Here is a 21,050-nt window from a genome sequence, read left to right as displayed (position 1 = left end):
CCGTCACCCGTCCGGTCGCGGTTGAAGTCGTCGATCCGGTCGGGTTGCGCTCTGACGTGACCCGGCGGCGCGGAGGCATGCCCCCACTGGTCGCCCCTCCTCCTGTGGAGCCCCCATGAGCATCAGTCACGCCCCACCCGAGTCTCCCGAATCCGATATTTCGCCTTTGTCGGCCTCGTCGCCTGCCGTCAAGGCGAGCGACGCCCCTTCCGGGCGCGAAGACTCCCCCGAGCTCGAACCACTCCTCCCCCGCTCCGCCCGCCGCACCCGCGTGCCCCGCTGGCTACGCCGGACCGCCGGACCGCTCGTCCTTCTGGGGTTGTGGCAACTCCTCAGCAGTACTGGCGCGTTGACGCCCGACGTGCTCGCGTCGCCCGGCCGGATCGCGCAGGTCGCCGGCGAGCTGGTCTCCGACGGCTCGCTCCCCTCCGCCATAGGCACCTCGCTTCAGCGTGTGGCAGCCGGGCTCGCGCTCGGCATCGTGGTCGGCACCGGACTCGCCCTGCTCTCCGGGCTGTTCCGGATCGGCGAGGATCTCGTCGACGCGCCGGTCCAGATGCTGCGGACGGTTCCCTTCGTCGGTCTCATTCCGCTGTTCATCATCTGGTTCGGCATCGGCGAGGCCCCGAAGGTCGCGATCATCACGCTCGGCGTGACCTTCCCGCTGTACCTGAACGTCTACGCCGGTATCCGCGGCGTGGACGCCCAGTTGATCGAGGCCGGGGAGTCCCTCGGACTGTCGCGCTGGGGTCTGGTGCGGCATGTCGTGCTGCCGGGCGCACTGCCCGGCGCCATGACCGGCCTGCGCTATTCGCTCGGCATCGCCTGGCTCGCCCTCGTCTTCGCCGAGCAGGTCAACGCCGACTCCGGCATCGGGTTCCTCATCGGGCAGGCGCGGGACTTCCTGCAGACCGACGTGATCGTCGTCTGCCTCATCGTCTACGCCTTCCTCGGCCTCCTCGCCGACTTCGTCGTCCGTTCTCTCGAAAGGCTGCTGCTGCAATGGCGACCGACGTTCACCGGCCGGTGACCCCCACCTCGGCCGTGCGGGTCGAGGGGCTGACCCGCTCCTTCGACGGCCGCGCCGTCATCAACGACCTCCGACTCGCCATCCGGCCGGGCGAGTTCGTCGCGCTGCTCGGCCGCAGCGGCTGCGGCAAGTCCACTCTGCTGCGCATCCTCGCCGGGCTCGACCGCGACATCGAGGGCACCGTGCTGGTGCCGCGCCGCAAGGCCGTCGCCTTCCAGGCACCGCGTCTCATGCCGTGGAAGAAGGTGTGGCGCAACGTGCTGCTCGGCCTCCCGGGCCGTCCCGAACGCTCCGTCGCGGAGCAGGCGTTGGAGGAGGTGGGCCTCGGCCACCGCACCGACGCCTGGCCGAAGACCCTCTCCGGTGGCGAGGCCCAACGCGTCTCGCTGGCCCGCGCCTTGGTCCGCGAGCCCGATCTGCTGCTGCTCGACGAGCCGTTCGGCGCGCTCGACGCCCTCACCCGGATCAAGGCCCAGCGCCTGGTGGACGAGCTGTGGCGGCGGCGCGGGTGCGCGGTGCTGCTGGTCACCCACGATGTGGAGGAGGCGGTCCTGCTCGCCGACCGCGTCCTGGTGATGGACGACGGTGTCATCGCCCACGAGCAGCACATCGACCTCGAACGCCCGCGTGACATCGCCGACCCGCGCTTCGCCGAGCTGCGCGCGGAGTTGTTGCAGCGGCTCGGGGGCGACGCCACGGCCGCCGAAGCTCCGGATACCGCCCAGCCCGCCCAAGTCGCCAAGGCCGACGAAGCCGCCCGAGCCGCCGCCTGACCAGAGGAAGCGGCTCCGATCACCGCATCCTCCTGCCCCGTCTCCTCGTCTGCCCGTCTCCTGTTCCCCTCCCCCCACGTCCACGAATCCCCCCACGGCCACGAAACGGATCCCCCATGCGACGCTCCCTCGCCTCCGCTGCCCTGCTGCTTCCCCTCGCTCTCCTGCTGACCGCCTGCGGTGGCGCCTCTTCGGCCAGCACAGGCACCGACGGCGGCACCGACGGCAAGGGCTCCGTCACTCTCAACGTCGGGGACCAGAAGGGTGGTTCCGAGGCCATCCTGCGAGCCGCCGGCGAACTCGACCACCTGAACTACAAGATCAAGTGGTCCACCTTCACCTCGGGTCCGCCCCTACTGGAAGCCGTCAACGCCAAGGCCGTCGACGTGGGCGGCGTCGGCAACACCCCGCCCGTCTTCGCGGCCGGCGCCGGATCCGGCATCTCGGTCGTCGCCGCCTGGCACGGCACGTCCAAGGGCGACACCATCCTCGTCCCGAACGGCTCGAAGTTCACACAGACCTCCCAGCTCAAGGGCAGGTCCGTCGCCGTGGCGCAGGGCTCCTCCGCGCACTACCAGCTGGTCGCGTCGCTGAAGGCCGCGGGGCTGAGCCTGAGCGACGTGAAGGTCAAGTACCTCCAGCCGGCCGACGCGCTCGCCGCGTTCACCTCGGGCAAGGTCGACGCATGGGCGGTGTGGGACCCGTACACCTCGCAGGTGCTCCAGGCGAAGCAGGGCCGGGTGCTCACCACCGGCGACGGCATCACCAACGGGCTCACCTTCCAGGTCGCCGCGCCCGCCGCGTTGAAGGACGCGAAGAAGGCCGCCGCCATCAAGGACTACCTGGACCGGCTTCGGCGGGCCACCGCCTGGGTGTACGACCATCAGGAGGAGTGGGCGAAGGTGTGGGCGAAGGACACCCGGCTGCCGTACGAGGTGGCGCTCGCGTCGGTACGGCGGACGAACGCCACGCGGGTCGCGGTCGCCGTCGACCAGCCGCTCATCGCCTCCGAACAGAAGATCGCCGACGCGTTCACCGAGTTGAAGCTGATTCCGCGGAAGGTCGACTTCGGTGAGTTCGTCGACCGTCGGTACAACGGGAACCTGCCCGCCTCGACGAGCGCCCCGCACGCGTCGTCCTGACCCGCGGGCACCTCGACGGGGTGCCGTCGTCGGCCGGGCAGGCGCTTCACACCTGGCGGAGGCGAGCCGGCCCGCGCGGGGAAGATCCACGCCCTCGGCGCTGTTGGCAGAGGCGTGAACGACATACGCGAGGTCGAGGTGGTCGTGACAGGCGCCGGGCAGGCGGGCCTGTCCAGCGCCTATCACCTGCGGCGCACCGGCTTCGTCCCGGAGCGCGACTTCGTGGTGCTGGACCACTCCCCCGGCCCGGGCGGCGCCTGGCAGTTCCGCTGGCCCTCACTGACGTACGGCAAGGTGCACGGGATGCATGCCCTGCCCGGCATGAAGCTGACGGGCGCGGACGCTGCGCGGCCCTCGTCCGAGGTCATCAGCGAGTACTTCGAGCGCTACGAGCGCACGTTCGACCTGCGGGTGCGCCGGCCGGTGGACGTGCGGGCCGTGCGCTCGACGAGCGTCGACGCCGGCGCGGTCGGCGCGCAGGACGGGTCCGCGCCCCGGGGGCGGCTGCTCGTGGAGACTTCCGACGGTACTTGGTCCGCGAAGGCCCTGATCAACGCCACCGGCACCTGGGACCGGCCGTTCTGGCCGCGCTACCCCGGCCAGGAGACGTTCCGGGGACGGCAGTTGCACACCGCGCAATACCCCGGGCCCGAGGCCTTCGCCGGCCTGCGCGTGGTCGTGGTGGGCGGGGGCGCGTCAGGCACGCAGCACCTGCTGGAACTCGCCCCGTACGCGGCCGACACCACCTGGGTGACCCGGCGTCCGCCCGTGTTCCGCGAAGGCCCCTTCGACGAGAACGCGGGTCGTGCGGCGGTGGCGCTCGTGGAGGAACGCGTACGGCGGGGGCTGCCGCCGAAGAGCGTCGTCTCCGTGACCGGCCTGCCGCTCAACGACGCGATCCGCCGGGGGCTGGCGGACGGCGTGCTCGACCGGCTGCCCATGTTCGACCGGCTCACCCCGGACGGGGTGGAGTGGAACGACGGGCGGCACGTGAGCGCCGACGTCGTCCTCTGGGCGACCGGCTTCCGGCCCGCCGTGGACCATCTCACGCCGCTGAGGCTGCGGGAGCCGGGCGGCGGCATCCGCGTCGAGGGCACCCGCGCGGTCGCCGATCCCCGCGTCCACCTCGTCGGCTACGGTCCGTCCGCGAGCACCATCGGCGCCAACCGGGCCGGACGCTCGGCGGTGCGGGAGATCGCCCGGCTGCTCGCGCAGGGCGAGGAAGAGCGGGAAGCGGCCGCTGCCGCGTGATGTTCGCTCGCGAGACCAAGACAACGCGGCGTTCGGGTCACCGGACCTTCGACGGACTCGGCACGGCCTGCGCGCTCTGGTTCCGGTTGAACTCCGCGACGTTGCGCTGGTGCTCCTCGTAGCTCGCGGTGAAGCGTGTGTCGCCCGGCTTGACCGTGACGAAGTACAACCAGTCGCCCGGCGTCGGATTGATCGCCGCCTGCATCGCCTCCTCGCCAGGATTGTCGATCGGCGTCGGAGGCAGCCCCATGCGCTGGTAGGAGTTGTAGGGGCTCGCGACGCGGGTGTCCTTCTCCGTGGTTCTCACCGTGTAGCGGTTCAGGGCGTAGTTGAGGGTGGAGTCCATCTGCAGCGGCATGCCGCGCTCCAGACGGTTGATGACGACGCGGGCCACCTTGCCCATGTCGTCCTTGGTGGCCGCCTCGGCCTGGACGATGCTGGCGATGGTGACCGCCTGATAGACGTTCATGGCGTTGCGCTGCGCTCCCGCGGCGATCGGCGCGCCGTTGAACTTCTTGTTCGCCGTGTCGACCATCGACGCCAGGAGGGCTTGCGGCGTGGTCTTCTCCTCCAGCGGGTACGTCGCCGGGAAGAGGTAGCCCTCCGGGTTGCCCTCGGCGTCGTTCGGCAGTCGCAGGTCGGCGGCGGGCAGGGTCTTCCTAGTGGTGCCGGCGGGCAGGGCGAGGGTCTTGTCGACGGCCTCGTAGACCTGGTTCGCGCGCCAGCCCTCGGGGATGACCAGCGAGGTGGGGCGCTTGTTCTCCTTGTGGTCGTCCGGGGTCAGCAGCGGCACCGCCACGGCGGCGCCGGCCACGACAGCTCCGGTCGCGATGAGGGTGAGACGGCCCCGGCGGGTCAGTCGCATCGTTCTCCGTGACGGAGTGTTCATCTGCATGCGGGCACGGTAACCCGCACATCGTCACAAACCTGACATCACCGGCCATATTTTCATCTTGTCGGCTCCAGTCGCGCGTCCCGCCGCACCAGAGCCGCGTACCGCCCTCCGCTCGCCAGCAACTCCTCGTGCGTGCCGCGTTCGGCCACCCGGCCCGCGTCGAGCACCACGATCTGGTCGGCGCTGCGGATGGTCGACAGCCGGTGGGCGATGGTGAGGGTGGTGCGGTTGGCGGAGAGGGCGTCGATCGCCTCCTGGACGGCGTGCTCGGTTCGGGTGTCCAGGGCGCTGGTCGCCTCGTCGAGGATGAGCACCGGCGGGTCGCGCAAGATGGTGCGGGCGATGGCCAGGCGCTGTTTCTCGCCTCCGGAGAAGCGGTGGCCGCGCTCGCCCACGACGGTGTCGTAGCCGTCGGGCAGTGCGGCGATGTGGTCGTGGATCTGGGCCGCGCGCGCCGCCGCGTGCAGTTCCTCGTCGGTGGCGTCCGGCTTGGCGAAGCGCAGGTTCTCTGCGACGGTGGCGTGGAAGAGGTACGTCTCCTGCGAGACGACGCCGACCGCGCGTGCGAGGGTGTCGAAGTCCAGGTCGCGGACGTCGACTCCGTCGAGGGTGACCCGGCCGCCGGTCACGTCGTACAGGCGGGGCACCAGACAGCCGAGCGTGGACTTGCCCGCGCCGGTCGGTCCGACGACGGCGAGGCTGCCGCCGGCGGGGACGGTGAGATCGATGCCGTCCAGGACGGGACCCGCCGCCCCGCCCTCGCCCCGGCCGTCTCCGTCGGTCGTGCCACGGGCGTCTTCACGGCCTCGCGCGCCGTCGTCGTACCGGAAGGACACGCTCTCGAAGCGGATCTCCCCCTTCACCTGGTCCAGGTGGACCGGGTCCTCGCGTTCGGTGATGTCGACGGGGAGGTCGAGGTACTCGAAGATCCGCTGGAAGAGCGCGAGGGAGGTCTGGATCTGCACACCGGTCGACAGGAGACTGACCGCCGGGCGGAACAGGCCCTGCTGGAGCGAGACGAACGCGACGATCGTGCCGAGGGAGACGTCGGGGCCGCCGAGCTGGAGGGCCATGCCCGCGGTCCAGTAGATGAAGGCCGGCATGGCCGACATGACGATCCCGATCACGGCCATGCGCCAGCGGCCGGCCATGTTCGACCGGACCTCCAAGTCGACCAGGCGCTCGGACTCGTCGGCGAAGGACCGGGTGAGGGAGTCGGCGCGGCCCATGGTGCGGCCGAGGAGAATGCCGCTGACCGACAACGACTCGGTGACCGTGGCCGCCATCGCCGCCATCTGCTTCTGGCGCCGGGTGGTGATTCTGCGGCGCTCGTCGCCCACGCGGCGGCTGATCCACACGAAGACCGGGAGCAGCAGCAGCGAGACGACGGTCAGACGCCAGTCGAGGGCGATCATGGCGACGACCGTGGCGACGACGCTGGTGAAGTTCGAGACCAGGGAGGTCGCGGTCGAGGTGACGGTGGCCTGCATGCCGCCGATGTCGTTGGCGATGCGGGACTGCACCTCGCCGGTGCGCGTGCGGGTGAAGAACGCGAGCGACATCCGCTGGAGACGGCCGAAGACGGCGGTGCGCAGGTCGTGCATGACGCGCTGGCCGACCGTTGTGGAGATCAGGGTCTGCAGGACGCCGAACACGCCGGACAGGACGGCGCTGAGGATCATGCCGAGGGCGAGCAGGCTCAGCAGGCCGGTGCGGCCCTCGGGGATGGCGACGTCGAGGATCTCCTTGAGGAGGAACGGCGTGGCCACGGAGACCAGCGACGAGGCGGCGACCAGCAGGCCGACGACCGCGAGGCGGGCTCGATAGGGGCGGAACAGCCGCAGGATGCGGCGCACCTGCCGAGGCTGCTGTGGGTCGGCCTCGGCGGGCGGGGACCAGAGCTCTGGCGTGTCGGGGCGCATGGGCTCCTTCGAAGGTGAGACGGGCGGAGTTTGAGAGCGTAGCTCATTGTTACCTATACTCACAATGAACGGGGTCCTGATATTGTTCCCGCATGACCACCCCTGATCCCGAAGGCGCGCTCGCCGAGCAGCTGTTGCGGTTCACCCGCCGGGTGCACCGCATCCAGAAGCGCCATCTGGAGCTCTCCGACCTGGGCGTCACCCCGGCCCAGTCACGCCTTCTGCGCACGCTCAACCACTTCGGCGCGCCCCCGCGCATGGCCGATCTCGCGGAGCGGCTTGAGGTGGTGCCCCGCGCGGTGACCACGCTGGTCGACGGTCTGGAGGCGAACGGCAAGGTGCGCCGGGTCCCGGATCCGACGAACCGCCGGGTGATCCGCATCGAGCTCACGGACGAGGGGCGCGAGACGCTCCGTGAACTGCACCGGGCGCGGCAGTCGGCCGCGCGGGAGATCCTGGCTCCGCTCACCGGACTGGAGCGGGCGGTGCTCGGGGAACTGCTGGACACGCTGGTCGACGGGGCCCCCTCCGCCCACTGCGGGATCCCCGGGAACGGCTGAATCCGGGCCCCGACAGGCCCGGACCGACCGAAGTCGCACCTTCCGCCAGAAGACCTCGGCAGCGGGCTCCTTGGCCTACGGCTGCGCCGGGATGCCCCCTCCGGCCGTCGCCTCCGCCTCGCCGGCGAGGGTCCTCTTCGCCTGCTCGATGTCCAGCGCGCCCTCCCACCGGGACACGGCGAAGACCGTCACGCAGTCGCCGAGGAGGTTCGTCACGACGCGCATCGCGCCCGTGACGCGGTCCACCCCGAGCAGCAGGGCCACGGCGCCGGCCGGGACGACCCGACGATCGCGAAGACGACCTCCTGTGCCTGCTCGACGGCGGGCGGGACCTGGGGCACCTCGGTGTGCCCGAGGTGCAGCAGCGCCGCCCCCACCAGGCAGGCCAGGACGAGCACTTGGAGCAGCGAGTTCTCCGCTAAGGCGCCGACGAAACCGGTGGGCAGCGCGTCCAGTGCGAACTCCGTCGCCGAGGGCAGCGCACCGCCGCCCGTCTTGGCGTCCACGGCCGAGGCGCCGAGCGTGGAGGGGTTCACACGCATGCCGGAGCCGGGCTGGACGACGTCGGCCGCGAGGAGGCCGATCAGCAGGGCGAGGGTGCTCGCGACCTCGAACCAGATCAGCGCCTTGAGTCCGATCCAGCCGAACGCCTTCAGGTCACCGGCCTTGGCGATGCCGACGACCACGCGGAACACCAGCGGGGAGATGATCGTCTTGATGAGCCGGAGGAAACCGTCGCCGAGCGACTGAAGGCCCGCGGACACGCCGGGCCACAGCTTGCCGAAGACGATCCCCAGTTCGAACTGCCGTGCTGTCGCTGGAAAAAACGGGTTGATTCCGAGCACCCGTCAACGCGAACCTTTCACGGTTTGCTGCGAAGCCCGCGCGGACCCGTGCGTGCGCCCTCCTCTCCCCCACCTGACACGAGCCACTGGGACGTCATGCAGATCCAAGACCTTCCGTATCCCGACCCGGGTGTGCCGGACGCACGCTCGGGTCCCCGCTTCCTCTGGTGGCTCGGCCGCAACCAACTGGGCGGCCAGTTCAAGGCTTTGGCCTGGGGGCTGCTCCACTTCGTGTCCGTCTCGGCGCAGCCCTTCTGCGTCGGATACGCCGTCGAGGCCGCCGTCGACCGCTCGGGCTCCCGACTCGCCCTCGCCGGCGGGCTGATGCTCCTGCTCGGCGCCGCCATCGCCATCGGCGACACCTTCCTGCACCGGGCCGCTGTCACCAACTGGATCACCGCCGCCGCCCGCGTCCAGCAGCTCCTCGCCCGCAAGGCCGCACATCTGGGCTCCGCGCTGAGCCGTCGGGTCGCCGCCGGTGAAGTCGTCGCCGTCTCCACCGGCGACGTCGAGAGGATCGGCTGGTTCGTGGAGGCGGTGTCACGCTTCACCGCCGCCGCCCTCACCGTCGTGCTCGTCTGCGTCGGCCTGGTCGTCTACCAGCCGGCCCTCGGGATCGTGGTCGCCGTGGGCCTTCCCGTGCTGGCGCTCGCCGTGCTGCCGCTGCTGCCCCGCGCCACACGCCGGGCCGACGACCAGCGCGCGAAGGCCGGACGTGCCACCGAACTGGCTTCGGACACCGTGGCCGGCCTGCGCGTGCTGCGCGGCATCGGCGGCGAGGAACTCTTCCTCGACCGCTACCGGCGCGCCTCCCAGGAGGTCCGGCACGCGGCCGTTCGCAGCGCCCGCATGTGGTCCCTGATCAGCGCCATCCAGGTACTGCTGCCGGGCCTGCTGATCGTCGTCGTGGTGGTCTACGGCGTTCACCTGGCCCGCACCGGCAGCATCACCATCGGTGAACTCGTCGCCGTCTACAGCTCCGTCATGGTGCTCACCTATCCCCTCAGGCATTTCGAGGAGATCGCCATGGCCTACTCGTTCTCCCGACCGGCGGCGCAGCGTGCCGCCCGCGTCCTGTCGCTGCAACGGGCGACGGACACCGACGGCAGACGCGACGCCGACCTCCCCGGCGGCGACCTGTTCGACCCGGAGACCGGGCTGCTCGCCCCGGCCTCACGGCTCACCGCCGTGGTGTGCGGCGATCCGGACGCGGCCGGTCTGCTCGCGGAACGCCTGGGCGGGCACTCCTGGCAGGACGGCCCGTCCCCACTGCTCGGCGGGGTCCCGCTGGACGAGCTGCCGCTGCACTGCGCGCGCACCGCCGTCCTCGTCCAGGACAAGGACCCGGTGCTGCTGTCGGGGTCCCTCCGCGACCTGCTGGACGTGCCCGCCTCGGGCGCCGTCGACGCGGCCGACGCGCTGGCTGCCGCCCGGTGCGGTGACGTGCTCGACGCGCTCGTGCAGGGCTCGTTGGAGGCCGACGACCCCATGGACGCGCGCATCACCGAACGCGGGCGCTCCCTCTCGGGCGGGCAGCGACAGCGGCTCGCCCTCGCACGCTCGCTGTTCACCGACCCGGAGGTCCTCGTCCTGGACGAGCCCACCTCCGCCGTCGACTCGCGCACCGAGGCCCGTATCGCCGAAGGGCTGCGCGCCCTGCGGTCCGGCCGAACCACCGTCGTGTTCACCTCTTCGCCGCTGCTCCTGGACCGCGCGGACCGCGTCGTCCTGGTGCACGAGGGCCGGGTCGAGGCGGTCGGCACCCACCGCGAACTACTGGACACCGAAGGGCGATACCGCGCTGTGGTGACCCGGGAGGCCGACGAGGACACCGCGCTGAGCGGCGCCCTCAAGGGACTCACCCACGACGAACCGCGACAGATCGAGGAGACGGCATGATCGGCGTGGCGCCCCCCGCCTACGACCCGGCGGCCCCCAGGACGGCGAGCACCCTGCCCGTCGGCGCCCCCGCGACCGTACGCGCCTACGTGGCCGAACTGCTGCGCCGGCACCGGCGCGCGTTCCTGCTCCTCGTGGCCGTCAACACGGTCGCCACGATCGCCTCCATGGTGGGGCCGTGGATCCTGGGCGACCTCGTCGAACGACTCTCCCAGGGGACGCGCGACCTCCGGCTGGAGCTCAGCGCCACCCTGTTCGTGCTCGGCCTGCTCCTGCACGCCACGTTCGTACGACAGGTGCGCCTGCGCGGCGCGATGCTCGGCGAGCGGATGCTGGCCGACCTGCGCGAGGACTTCCTCGTGCGGGCGGTCCGACTGCCGCCGGGCGTGCTGGAACGGGCCGGGACAGGCGACCTGTTGTCCCGCATCACCACGGACATCGACCGGCTGGGCAACGCCATGCGTGAGGCCGTTCCCCAGCTGACGATCGGCGTGATGTGGGCGGCGCTGCTGCTCGGCGGACTGGTCGTCACCGCGCCGCCCCTCGCCCCTGCCGTGCTGGTGGCGGTGCCGTTGCTGGTGGGGGTCTGCCGCTGGTACTTCAAACGTGCGCCGGCCGGCTACCGCTCGGAGGCCGCGGGGTACGCCGCCGTGGCCGCCGCCCTCGCCGAGACCGTGGACGCCGGCCGCACCGTCGAGGCCCACCGCCTGGGCGACCGCCGCGTCGCGCTGTCGGAGCTGCGGATCGAGCAGTGGACGGCCTGGGAGCGGTACACACTGTGGCTGAGGTCGGTGCTCTTCCCGGTCATCAACATCATGCACGTCACCGTCCTCGCCTCGGTGCTCATGCTGGGCGGGGTGTTCGTGCTGAAGGGCTGGATCGGCGTGGGCCAGCTCACCACGGGCGCGCTCCTCGCGCAGATGCTCGTCGACCCGGTGAACCTGATCCTGCGCTGGTACGACGAGCTCCAGGTGGCGCAGGTGTCGCTGGCCCGGCTCGTCGGTGTCCGCGACATCGCCTCGGACACCGGGGAGCCCGGCCTGGAGCCGGCCGGGCGGGACGTGCTCGCCGACCGCGTCCACTTCGGCTACCGCGAGGGCGTCGACGTGCTGCGCAAGGTGTCCCTCGAGGTCGCTCCGGGGACCCGGCTCGCGCTGGTCGGCCCCTCGGGGGCGGGCAAGTCGACGCTCGGCCGGCTCCTCGCCGGGATCTACGCCCCGCGCGAGGGGCGGATCGCCCTCGGCGGCGCGGAACTGTCCCGGATGACCGCCGAACGCGTCCGCTCGCACGTGGCGCTGGTCAACCAGGAACACCATGTCTTCGTCGGCTCGCTGCGCGACAACCTCCGGCTCGCCCTGCCCCACTCCCGGCTCAGCGCTGACGACGGCGCGCCGGTGGACGGCACGGACACCGGGGGCACTGGGGACGCCGCGGACGCCGAACTGTGGGCCGCGTTGGCCGCGGTCGACGCGGACGGCTGGGCCCGGGCGCTGGACGACGGCCTGGACAGCGAGGTCGGCTCCGGCGGGCTCGCGCTCACCCCGGCCCAGGCCCAGCAGATCGCGCTCGCCCGCCTGGTGCTGGCCGATCCGCACACGCTGGTCCTCGACGAGGCGACCTCCCTCCTCGACCCTAGGGCCGCCCGCCATCTGGAACGGTCCCTTGCGCGCGTCCTGGACGGCCGTACCGTCGTCGCCATCGCGCACCGCCTCCACACCGCCCACGACGCCGACGTCATCGCCGTCGTGGAGAACGGCCGGATCACGGAGCTGGGCAGCCACCCGGAGCTGGTCGCGGCCGACGGGGCGTACGCGGCGCTCTGGCGGTCCTGGCACGGGTGACGGGAGGCCGCCGCGCATCCGGCGCGCGCCCGGGGGCCGGGGAGCAGGCGGCGCCGACGCCTGTTCCCCGGCCCCCGTCGCCTCTGCCGTTGCGCGCCACCGAACCGGGGTGGAACGCTGGAAAGCGGTACCCGCGCGGAGGGCAGCCGGACCGGTCCGTCCGGAAGGCGCCGCGCCCGGCCGGGGCTCCGTGCGGCTGTCTTCCGCAGCCCGCCCCGGTGAGGACGGGTCCGTCACCCCTTGGAGGTACCCGTGAACAGCGCCGACGGATGGGGGGACGACGTCTACCAGCCCGATGCCTCCGACATCCAGGACGACGCGGGACTGCTCGACGCGGAGGACACCCTGATGGACGACGGGGTCGCCGACCCGCTCGACCGGGGCTGGTCGCCTCCGGAGAGGCCGTGGGCCGTCGAGCACCTCGGTGTGACGGCCGCGGAGCGCAGGCAGGGCGAGACCCTCGACCAGCGGCTCGCGGAGGAGTTGCCCGATCTCGCGCCCCAGGACGGCGACGGCATCGGCGACTGCGACGGCACCGACGGGGAACTCCTGGACAACGAGGTCGGCTCCGCCCGCTCCGGCCGGCTCCTGGCGCCGGACGAGGGAGCCCACGAGGACGAGGAGAGCGCCCTGATCGCCACGGACGTCGGCATCGACGGCGCGGCCGCCTCCGCCGAGGAAGCCGCGGTGCACATCGTCGACGAGGACACCCTGTACGGCTGACCCGGCCACCGCCGGCGTGACGACAGTCGGAAGTGGCGGCAGGACCGCCCTGCCCCGGTCCCACGACCCGGTTCCGCTCCCGCGCCGGGAGCGTCCCCCACCGTACGAGGAGTACGCATGCAGCAGGACAAGCACCCCGACTACCACCCGGTCGTCTTCCGGGACCGCGCCGCCGGATACGCCTTCCTGAGCCGGTCCACCGCGACCAGCGACCAGACCATCGACTGGGACGACGGCGAGACCTACCCGGTGGTGGATGTGGAGATCTCCTCGGAGAGCCACCCCTTCTACACGGGCAAGGCTCGCACAGTGGACTCGGAGGGCCGCATCGCACGGTTCGAGCGGCGCTACGGCGAAGGTTCGACGACGCCCTGAGCCGACGACTGCCGCGGCCCGCCTCAGTCGAATCAGATGAAGTTGAGCGCCGCCGCGCCGCCCACCCCGCCGAGCAGTATGAACACCGGCATCAGCACCTTGAGTTCGACCCAGCTGCCGGCCCGGAACCGCAGCGCCTTGGGCGGGCCGATCGGGTACCAGCGCTTGCGCCCGATCGGGATGGGCCACAGCACCGGGCAGCCCGAGACGGTCAGCGCGTCCCCGATGTCGTGCACCAGCGCGCCCAACAGGATGGGCAGGCCCAGCCACAGGTACTCCTGACCGGGGTCGGTGAAGAGCCAGTCCGAGCCGTTGCCGGGCTTGTCCAGGATCCCGGCGACTATCCACGCGCTGGTGGCCGCCAGCAGCCACACCAGCACGTCGCTGCTGGATCCGCGCGTCGCCCGCCACAGCAGGCCTTCGATGGCCAGCACCAGGTGCACGAAGAGGATCGCCAGCACCGCCCAGCGGCCGCCGGTGATCGCCAACGCCGAAGCGCCCGCGCCGATCAGGACCGCCCACAACCAGGTGTGCGTCAAGGTGCGGTGCCCGCCGGAGCGGCGCGGGTCGCCCTGCTTCCTGGTGGCCTTGTAGACGGCGTAGGAGAGCTTGTCGACGATCTCGCACACCCAGCGCGAGACCGGCCCGAAGGCACGGGAGATCGTCGCGGCCTTGTGGTCGAGGTCCGGGGCGAGCGCGGCCCCGGCGCAGATCAGCGCGCCCGACAGCAGGACCGGCCAGGGCATCGTGTGGCCGGAGGCGGCCGCCGCCGCTCCGACCCCGAGCCAGGCGGCGGCGCCCGACAGTGAGTGTGCTGGTCCCATCATGGCCGTTGCCCGCCCTGTTCCTCGTGTGCCGCTGTCCAGTTGACCGGGTGCGATGACGCTCCGTCGGCGACACAGCGTATCGGCCGTGATCTTCGGTCCGGCAGCCGATTCCCGCCTCGGGCACCTGGGCAGGCAAGATGGGGGCGTGACCCTCATCGATCAGCTGCCGCCGACCGCAGATCCCGACGCCCTGTACGAAGCCTTCGAGTCCTGGGCCGAGGAGCGGGGTCTCACGCTCTACCCCCACCAGGAGGAGGCGCTGATCGAGGTGGTCTCCGGGGCGAACGTGATCGTCTCGACGCCCACCGGCTCCGGAAAGAGCATGATCGCGGCGGCCGCGCACTTCGCCGCCCTGGCCCGGGACGAGGTCACCTTCTACACCGCACCGATCAAGGCGCTGGTGTCGGAGAAGTTCTTCGAACTGTGCAAGATCTTCGGCACGGAGAACGTCGGCATGCTGACCGGCGACGCGTCCGTCAACGCCGACGCCCCCGTCATCTGCTGCACCGCGGAGGTGCTCGCCTCGATCGCGCTGCGCGACGGCAAGGACGCCGACGTCGGCCAGGTGGTCATGGACGAGTTCCACTTCTACGCGGAGGGCGACCGCGGCTGGGCCTGGCAGATCCCCATCCTGGAGTTGCCGCAGGCGCAGTTCGTCCTCATGTCGGCGACGCTCGGCGACGTCTCCTTCTTCGAGAAGGACCTCACCCGCCGCACCGGCAGGCCCACCGCGGTGGTCCGCTCGGCCACCCGGCCCGTGCCGCTGTCCTACGAGTACCGGTACACGCCGCTGACCGAGACGCTCACGGACCTGCTGGTGACCAAGCAGGCCCCCGTGTACATCGTGCACTTCACGCAGGCCCAGGCGGTGGAGCGGGCACAGGCGCTGATGAGCATCAACATGTGCTCGCGTGAGGAGAAGGAACAGATCGCCGAGCTGATCGGCAACTTCCGTTTCACCACCAAGTTCGGCCGCAACCTCTCGCGGTACGTGCGGCACGGCATCGGTGTGCACCACGCCGGCATGCTGCCCAAGTACCGGCGGCTGGTGGAGAAGCTCGCCCAGGCCGGCCTGCTGAAGGTGATCTGCGGAACGGACACGCTGGGCGTGGGCGTCAACGTGCCCATCCGCACCGTGCTGTTCACGGCGCTCACCAAGTACGATGGCAACCGTGTGCGCACGCTCCGGGCTCGCGAGTTCCACCAGATCGCGGGCCGCGCCGGCCGGGCCGGGTTCGACACGGCGGGCTTCGTGGTCGCGCAGGCGCCGGAGCACGTCATCGAGAACGAGAAGGCGCTCGCCAAGGCAGGCGACGACCCGAAGAAGCGCCGAAAAGTGGTGCGCAAGAAGGCTCCGGAGGGCTTCGTCGCCTGGACGGAGAACACCTTCGAGAAGCTGATCGACTCCGAGCCGGAGCCGCTGACGTCCCGGTTCCGGGTGACGCACACGATGCTGCTGTCGGTGATCGCCCGCCCCGGCAACGCCTTCCAGGCCATGCGGCATCTGCTGGAGGACAACCACGAGCCGCGCAAGCAGCAGTTGCGGCACATCCGGCGCGCCATCGCCATCTACCGCTCGCTGCTCGACGGCGGCATCGTGGAGAAGCTCGACGAGCCGGACGCCACGGGCCGCGTCGTGCGTCTCACCGTGGACCTGCAGCAGGACTTCGCGCTCAACCAGCCGTTGTCCACCTTCGCACTCGCCTCGTTCGAGCTGCTCGACCCGGAATCGCCGTCCTACGCCCTCGACATGGTCTCGGTCGTGGAGTCCACCCTGGACGACCCGCGCCAGATCCTGGCCGCGCAGCAGAACAAGGCGCGCGGAGAGGCCGTCGCCGCGATGAAGGCGGACGGCGTCGAGTACGAGGAGCGCATGGAGCGCCTCCAGGACATCACCTACCCGAAGCCGCTGGAGGAGTTGCTCTTCCACGCGTACGACACGTACCGCAAGAGCCACCCGTGGGTCGGCGACCATCCGCTGTCGCCGAAGTCGGTGATCCGCGACATGTACGAGCGGGCGATGTCGTTCACCGAGCTGGTGTCCCACTACGAGCTGGCCCGCACCGAAGGCATCGTGCTGCGCTACCTGGCCAGCGCCTACAAGACCCTCGACCACACCATTCCGGACGACCTGAAGTCCGAGGACCTCCAGGATCTGATCGAGTGGCTGGGCGAGATGGTGCGCCAGGTCGACTCCAGCCTGCTGGACGAATGGGAACAGCTGGCCAACCCGGAGGAGATGACCGCCGAGGAGGCTCAGGAGAAGGCCGACGAGGTCAAGCCGGTCACCACGAACGCGCGCGCCTTCCGTGTCCTCGTCCGCAACGCGATGTTCCGCCGCGTCGAGCTCGCCGCCCTGGACCACGTGGACGAACTGGGCGAGATGGACGCCGAGTCCGGCTGGGACGCCGACGCGTGGGGCGAGGCGATGGACAAGTACTGGGACGAGTACGACGACCTCGGCACCGGCCCGGACGCCCGAGGCCCCAAGCTGCTGGTCATCCAGGAGGAGCCGCAGAACGCGCTGTGGCGGGTCCGTCAGATCTTCGACGACCCGAACGACGACCACGACTGGGGCATCAGCGCGGAAGTCGACCTCACGGCCTCGGACGCCGAGGGTCGCGCGGTGGTCCGCGTCACCGACGTGGGCCAGCTGTGAGCACCGGACCGGTCGCCCGCCGGGATGCCGGGGCACGCGCCGGAACACGGTCAGGAACAAGGTCGCAAGCAGGCGCGGAACAAGGCGCCGGAGCAGGCACAGGAGAAGCGCACCGATGACGAATCCCGCCGAGAGGCTCGTCGACCTGCTCGACCTGGAGCAGATCGAGGTCAACATCTTCCGCGGCCGCAGCCCGCACGAGTCCCTCCAGCGGGTCTTCGGCGGCCAGGTGGCCGGCCAGGCACTGGTCGCGGCCGGCCGCACCACGGACGGGGACCGGCCCGTGCACTCGCTGCACGCGTACTTCCTGCGTCCGGGCCGGCCGGGCGTGCCGATCGTGTACCAGGTCGAGCGGGTGCGGGACGGGCGCTCGTTCACGACGCGCCGGGTCACCGCCGTGCAGCAGGGCCGCACGATCTTCAATCTCACCGCCTCCTTTCACAAACCTGAGGAAGGTCCTTTCGAGCACCAGCTGCCGCCGGCCCGGGAAGTGCCGGACCCGGAGTCCCTGCCTACGGTCACCGAGGAGGTCCGGGAGCACCTGGGCGCGCTGCCCGAGCAGTTGGAGCGGATGGCGCGCCGCCAGCCCTTCGACATCCGGTACGCCGACGGGCTGCGCTGGAAGCCCGAGGAGATCAAGGACGCCGAGCCGCGCAGCGCGGTGTGGATGCGCGCTGTCGGTCCGCTGGGAGACGACCCGCTCGTGCACACCTGCGCGTTGACGTACGCCAGCGACATGACGCTCCTGGACGCTGTCCGACTTCCCGTCGAACCGCTGTGGGGGCCGCGGAACTTCGACATGGCGTCGTTGGACCACGCGATGTGGTTCCATCGGCCGTTCCGCGCGGACGAGTGGTTCCTGTACGACCAGGAGTCGCCGATCGCGACGGGCGGGCGCGGTCTGGCCCGCGGGCGGATCTACGACGTTCAGGGACGCCTGCTGGTGTCCGTCGTGCAGGAGGGCCTCTTCCGCACTCTGTAGGCCGACGGTCTCAGCGTGGTGGGTCTCGGAACGACTGATCTCGGAAGGGCTGATCTCGGATCGACCGGGGCGGGACAGCGCTGTTCATGCGCCTCTGCGGCGAAGCCACCCGAGCAGACCGCCGCGCGAGTTCCGCCGCTCGTCGGGCGTCGTCACTCGCTCCACCGATGTGGGTGCCGGAGTGGCGACCGGCACCGGTGCGGTGCCGCTCTGCGGCGCGGGCCCCGATGCGGTGACGACCGCCGGGTCGGCTTCCGGTGGGGTGGCCTTCGCCGGGAAGGGCGTGGGTGTGGAGATGTTCGCCGGGCGTGGCGCCGGCTCGTCGGTTCGGGCCTCCTCCAGTGCCCGGACCAGGTCGGACCTCAACCAGCCGATCTCGTCGGGATCGTCCGCTGTCGTGATCTTCTCGACTAGATGCGCGGCCGGTGATCCCGGCGCCCCGTGTGCGGGCGGCGCGGGCCGGAAGCGGTTCAGGTGGCTTCGTTCGTAGGGATCGCTGACGATCTCCGCGACCTGCGCCGGGGCGAGGAACGCGGCCAGTGCTCCCGCCTGCTGCCACGGGCCCTCGGCCTGCCGCAGGAGGAAGCCCAGATGGCGTCCTCGCCAGTTGCGGGGCCTCAGGTCCTGCCCGGCCGCCAACTGCCCCCGGATCCAGTCGGGCGTGCGCCCCGAAAGCAGGAACGCGTTGTTCCCGTCCTGCGCGAACTGGCGCAGTTCCTCGGCCAGATACAGCCATACGACAGCTCGATAGCGGTTGAGGTAAAACTTCACCGGCACCACCAGCCCCACCTTTGCCAGGCGGGTGAAACGAGCGGGCGGCACCCCCACGATCTGAGCGCCCCCGGTGGTGCCGACGGCCCGGACGCTGTCGGCCAACGTCTCGGGAAAGCCGGGCGACCGCAGCAGCCGGTCGATCTCGGCGCACGCCACCCGGCGGCCCCCGCCGCCCTCGTCGGGCACGGTCCTGATACGCCCGAGGTTCACGGCGAGATCGGACTCGCTGCGCTTCAGACCCAGTTCTCGTGCCGCACGACTGAGGCTGCGGGCCGGAGCGTGCGCCGGCATGACGGTGTGACCGGACATGGTCGTCTCCCCCGTGGAGTACGGTGCCCCCGCGCCGTCCGCGGTGGCCTGGGAAAAACCGTATCCGGATTCACGCAGATCGCGGCAAGCCTGTGGATAACTGAGGAAAACTCCCCGAAAGTCGCGGAAAGCGCAGGTCAGAGGTCCGTGTACGGTGCCGACCCGGGTCGGCGTGCGTCGACGGTCAGGTGTTCTCCGACCCGGTTGACGAGCAGAGCCATCTCGTAGGCGATCTGTCCCATGTCGGCCTCCGCGCCGCTGAGCACGCACAGGCAGCTTCCGGTTCCGGCCGCGGTGACGAACAGCAACGCGTCGTCGAACTCGATCATCGTCTGACGCACCTGGCCCGCGCCGAAGTGCCGCCCGGAACCCTTGGCGAGACTGTGCAAGCCGGACGAGACCGCCGCGAGGTGCTCGGCGTCCTCGCGGCGCAGCCCCGTACTCGCGCCCGCCACCAGCCCGTCGTTGGACAGGACCAGCGCGTGACGGACGTGACCGACCCGATCGGTCAGATCGTCCAGCAGCCACCCCAGCCCCTGCTTCTGCGCCATGTCAGCGTCTCCCCCTGTCACGTGCCCCGTGTCGTGTCCCCCTGCCGGGGCGCGGGCACGCCCGCGGCCCCGAGAGCCTGTCCGCCAGCCTTCCCCACCATCGCCCGACGGGCAAGGAGTATGGGGTCATGGCACACAAGATGACCGATGAGGAATGGCGGGCGTTCGTCTCACACGGCACCCGCACCGGGAAACTGTCGACCGTCCGTGCGGACGGCAGTCCGCACGTGGCGCCCATCTGGTTCCTGCTCGACGGGGACGAGCTGGTGTTCAACACGGGCAAGGGCACGGTGAAGGGGCGCAATCTGGCGCGGGACGGCCGGGTCGCGCTGTGCGTGGACGACGACCGGCCGCCGTTCGACTTCGTGGTGCTGCAGGGCAACGCCGGCATCTCCGAAGATGTCGACGAGGTGCGCCACTGGGCGACGCGCATCGCGGCGCGCTACATGGGTGAAAAGCGCGCCGAGGAGTACGGCGCGCGCAACGGCGTCCCCGGCGAACTCCTCGTCCGGGTCACGATCGACAAGGTCCTGGCGCAGTCGGCCGTGGCCGACTGAGAGCAGCCATGGCCGACTGAGACCGGGCGGGTACCCGGTCGTGGCGTAAGTCGTCAGCTCACGGAGTCGAGCAGCCGGGCGGCGTGCATCCGCCCGGCGTACTCGACGAGTTGGATCAGCACCTCCTTCCCCGAGGCCCGGTCACGCGCGTCGCACATCACGACGGGGGTGCCCTCGTCGAGGTCGAGGGCGCGGGAGACCTCGGGGGCTGCGTAAGCGCGCGCTCCCGTGAAGCAGTTGACGGCCACCACGAACGGGATGTGCCGGTGCTCGAAGTAGTCGACGGCCGGGAAGCAGTCGGCCAGGCGTCGCGTGTCGGCGAGGACCACCGCGCCCAGCGCCCCCTGTGACAGTTCGTCCCACAGGAACCAGAAGCGGTCCTGGCCCGGGGTGCCGAACAGGTACAGGGAGAGACCGGAGCGGATGGTGATCCGGCCGAAGTCCATGGCGACGGTCGTCGTGACCTTCTGGTCCACGCCGTCGGTGTCGTCCACCGACTGGCCCGCTTCGCTCAGGAGTTCCTCGGTGCGCAGCGGCTTGATCTCGCTGACCGCACCCACCAGCGTGGTCTTGCCCACGCCGAAACCGCCGGCGACCAGGATCTTCAACGCCAGCGCGGCCGTGTCGCCGCCCGTGGCCTCGGAGTGCTCGGGGACCATGGATCACTTCTCTCAGGACGGTGTCGGTCGGTGGGTTTCGGGATCGGGCGCCGCGTTCGTCTACAGGGCCCGCAGCCCCGCGATGACCTCGCGCAGGATCCGCTCGTCGGGAAGCTGCGCGGGCGGCACCGGGCGGCTGACCGTGACGCGGCCGCGTTCCAGCAGGTCGCCGAGGAGGACCCGTACGACGCCCACGGGCAGGTCGGCGCCGGCGGCGAGTTCCGCGACGGACTGCGTCTCCGCACGGCACAGGTCGACGAGGGTCCGGTGTTCCGGGCCGAGCCCGGTGTCACCGGCGTCGGCTCCGCCGGGACACGGGGTGATCAGGGCGATCAGGTCGAAGTCGACTCCGGCGGGGCCGGATCTCGTCCGTCCGCCGGTCATGGCGTAGGGGCGGACGATCGGCCCGGCCTCGCTGTCGTACCACCGGCTGCCCTGTTCGTTCAGCGCGGCGGCTGGGTCCTCGGTCATCCGCA

At 71.1% G+C, this 21,050-nt stretch carries 19 protein-coding genes and 1 pseudogene; 12 read left to right on the top strand and 8 right to left on the bottom strand.

Annotated features, from left to right (window positions below):
- Nucleotides 1-115 precede the first annotated feature (115 nt).
- The 4 genes from EV567_RS15255 to EV567_RS15240 all read left to right on the top strand — a co-directional run bounded on the left by EV567_RS15255 (nt 116) and on the right by EV567_RS15240 (nt 4,196).
- The gene (locus EV567_RS15255; protein WP_130440232.1) at nt 116-1,030 is read left to right on the top strand and encodes an ABC transporter permease; all 915 of its coding nucleotides are present in this window, start codon (nt 116-118) and stop codon (nt 1,028-1,030) included.
- Complete coding sequence (locus EV567_RS15250) at nt 1,003-1,803, top strand: ABC transporter ATP-binding protein (RefSeq protein ID WP_242620816.1); 801 nt, start codon at nt 1,003-1,005, stop codon at nt 1,801-1,803. The genes EV567_RS15255 and EV567_RS15250 overlap by 28 nt, the downstream gene beginning before the upstream one ends.
- A 116-nt stretch (nt 1,804-1,919) precedes the next feature.
- A complete protein-coding gene (locus EV567_RS15245) occupies nt 1,920-2,945 on the top strand; it encodes an ABC transporter substrate-binding protein (protein WP_130440230.1) in 1,026 nt (341 codons plus the stop codon).
- 114 nt (nt 2,946-3,059) lie between these two features.
- The gene (locus EV567_RS15240; protein ID WP_130440228.1) at nt 3,060-4,196 is read left to right on the top strand and encodes an NAD(P)-binding domain-containing protein; all 1,137 of its coding nucleotides are present in this window, start codon (nt 3,060-3,062) and stop codon (nt 4,194-4,196) included.
- Nucleotides 4,197-4,233: 37 nt separating this feature from the next.
- Here EV567_RS15240 and mltG read toward each other — a convergent pair whose 3' ends face one another.
- Nucleotides 4,234-5,091 (bottom strand): endolytic transglycosylase MltG, encoded by an 858-nt coding sequence (gene mltG, locus EV567_RS15235; RefSeq protein ID WP_130440226.1) that lies wholly within the window; start codon nt 5,089-5,091, stop codon nt 4,234-4,236.
- Between the two features lie 53 nt (nt 5,092-5,144).
- Nucleotides 5,145-7,013 carry an ABC transporter ATP-binding protein gene (locus EV567_RS15230; protein ID WP_130440224.1) on the bottom strand — a complete coding sequence of 623 codons (1,869 nt, stop codon included), beginning with the start codon at nt 7,011-7,013 and terminating at the stop codon, nt 5,145-5,147.
- Between the two features lie 92 nt (nt 7,014-7,105).
- Between EV567_RS15230 and EV567_RS15225 the strand changes: the two genes are divergently transcribed.
- On the top strand, nt 7,106-7,573 hold the full coding sequence (locus EV567_RS15225; RefSeq protein ID WP_130440222.1) for a MarR family winged helix-turn-helix transcriptional regulator: 468 nt from the start codon (nt 7,106-7,108) through the stop codon (nt 7,571-7,573).
- A gap of 75 nt (nt 7,574-7,648) precedes the next feature.
- Here the strand turns inward: EV567_RS15225 and EV567_RS15220 are convergent.
- Nucleotides 7,649-8,418, bottom strand: a pseudogene (locus EV567_RS15220) (cation:dicarboxylate symporter family transporter).
- A gap of 96 nt (nt 8,419-8,514) precedes the next feature.
- On the opposite strand from EV567_RS15220, the gene EV567_RS15215 reads away from it, so the two are divergent.
- From EV567_RS15215 to EV567_RS15200, 4 genes are all read left to right on the top strand, one after another.
- Nucleotides 8,515-10,317, top strand: coding sequence for an ABC transporter ATP-binding protein (locus tag EV567_RS15215; protein ID WP_130440220.1), 1,803 nt, complete (start codon nt 8,515-8,517; stop codon nt 10,315-10,317).
- Nucleotides 10,314-12,158 carry an ABC transporter ATP-binding protein gene (locus EV567_RS15210; RefSeq protein WP_130440218.1) on the top strand — a complete coding sequence of 615 codons (1,845 nt, stop codon included), beginning with the start codon at nt 10,314-10,316 and terminating at the stop codon, nt 12,156-12,158. The genes EV567_RS15215 and EV567_RS15210 overlap by 4 nt, the downstream gene beginning before the upstream one ends.
- Before the next feature lie 252 nt (nt 12,159-12,410).
- Nucleotides 12,411-12,881 carry a DUF5709 domain-containing protein gene (locus EV567_RS15205; RefSeq protein ID WP_130440216.1) on the top strand — a complete coding sequence of 157 codons (471 nt, stop codon included), beginning with the start codon at nt 12,411-12,413 and terminating at the stop codon, nt 12,879-12,881.
- Nucleotides 12,882-12,998: 117 nt separating this feature from the next.
- On the top strand, nt 12,999-13,256 hold the full coding sequence (locus tag EV567_RS15200) for a type B 50S ribosomal protein L31 (protein ID WP_130440214.1): 258 nt from the start codon (nt 12,999-13,001) through the stop codon (nt 13,254-13,256).
- A 32-nt stretch (nt 13,257-13,288) separates the two neighbouring features.
- On the opposite strand, the gene EV567_RS15195 is transcribed toward EV567_RS15200, so the two are convergent.
- On the bottom strand, nt 13,289-14,083 hold the full coding sequence (locus EV567_RS15195) for a metal-dependent hydrolase (RefSeq protein WP_130440212.1): 795 nt from the start codon (nt 14,081-14,083) through the stop codon (nt 13,289-13,291).
- Between the two features lie 145 nt (nt 14,084-14,228).
- Here EV567_RS15195 and EV567_RS15190 point away from each other — a divergent pair, with 145 nt between their 5' ends.
- Both EV567_RS15190 and EV567_RS15185 read left to right on the top strand, forming a co-directional pair.
- On the top strand, nt 14,229-16,742 hold the full coding sequence (locus EV567_RS15190; RefSeq protein ID WP_165430384.1) for an RNA helicase: 2,514 nt from the start codon (nt 14,229-14,231) through the stop codon (nt 16,740-16,742).
- A gap of 115 nt (nt 16,743-16,857) precedes the next feature.
- Entirely contained in the window at nt 16,858-17,724 is an 867-nt protein-coding gene (locus tag EV567_RS15185) for an acyl-CoA thioesterase II (RefSeq protein ID WP_130440210.1), read from the top strand.
- A gap of 84 nt (nt 17,725-17,808) precedes the next feature.
- On the opposite strand, the gene EV567_RS15180 is transcribed toward EV567_RS15185, so the two are convergent.
- Together EV567_RS15180 and EV567_RS15175 are read right to left on the bottom strand one after the other, a co-directional pair.
- On the bottom strand, nt 17,809-18,807 hold the full coding sequence (locus EV567_RS15180) for a DUF6397 family protein (protein ID WP_130440208.1): 999 nt from the start codon (nt 18,805-18,807) through the stop codon (nt 17,809-17,811).
- Nucleotides 18,808-18,944: 137 nt separating this feature from the next.
- Complete coding sequence (locus EV567_RS15175; RefSeq protein WP_130440206.1) at nt 18,945-19,358, bottom strand: roadblock/LC7 domain-containing protein; 414 nt, start codon at nt 19,356-19,358, stop codon at nt 18,945-18,947.
- 128 nt (nt 19,359-19,486) lie between these two features.
- On the opposite strand from EV567_RS15175, the gene EV567_RS15170 reads away from it, so the two are divergent.
- On the top strand, nt 19,487-19,915 hold the full coding sequence (locus EV567_RS15170) for a PPOX class F420-dependent oxidoreductase (protein WP_130440204.1): 429 nt from the start codon (nt 19,487-19,489) through the stop codon (nt 19,913-19,915).
- 53 nt (nt 19,916-19,968) lie between these two features.
- On the opposite strand, the gene EV567_RS15165 is transcribed toward EV567_RS15170, so the two are convergent.
- Nucleotides 19,969-20,574, bottom strand: a complete 606-nt coding sequence (locus tag EV567_RS15165; protein WP_130440202.1) for an ATP/GTP-binding protein — start codon at nt 20,572-20,574, stop codon at nt 19,969-19,971.
- Between the two features lie 60 nt (nt 20,575-20,634).
- Nucleotides 20,635-21,045: a DUF742 domain-containing protein gene (locus tag EV567_RS15160; protein WP_130440200.1), complete on the bottom strand. Its 411-nt coding sequence runs from the start codon at nt 21,043-21,045 to the stop codon at nt 20,635-20,637.
- Nucleotides 21,046-21,050 lie beyond the last annotated feature (5 nt).

It is taken from the genome of Streptomyces sp. BK239 (assembly GCF_004217285.1).
Classification (GTDB): Bacteria; Actinomycetota; Actinomycetes; order Streptomycetales; family Streptomycetaceae; genus Streptomyces.
This window is presented reverse-complemented; position numbering and strand designations above follow the sequence as displayed.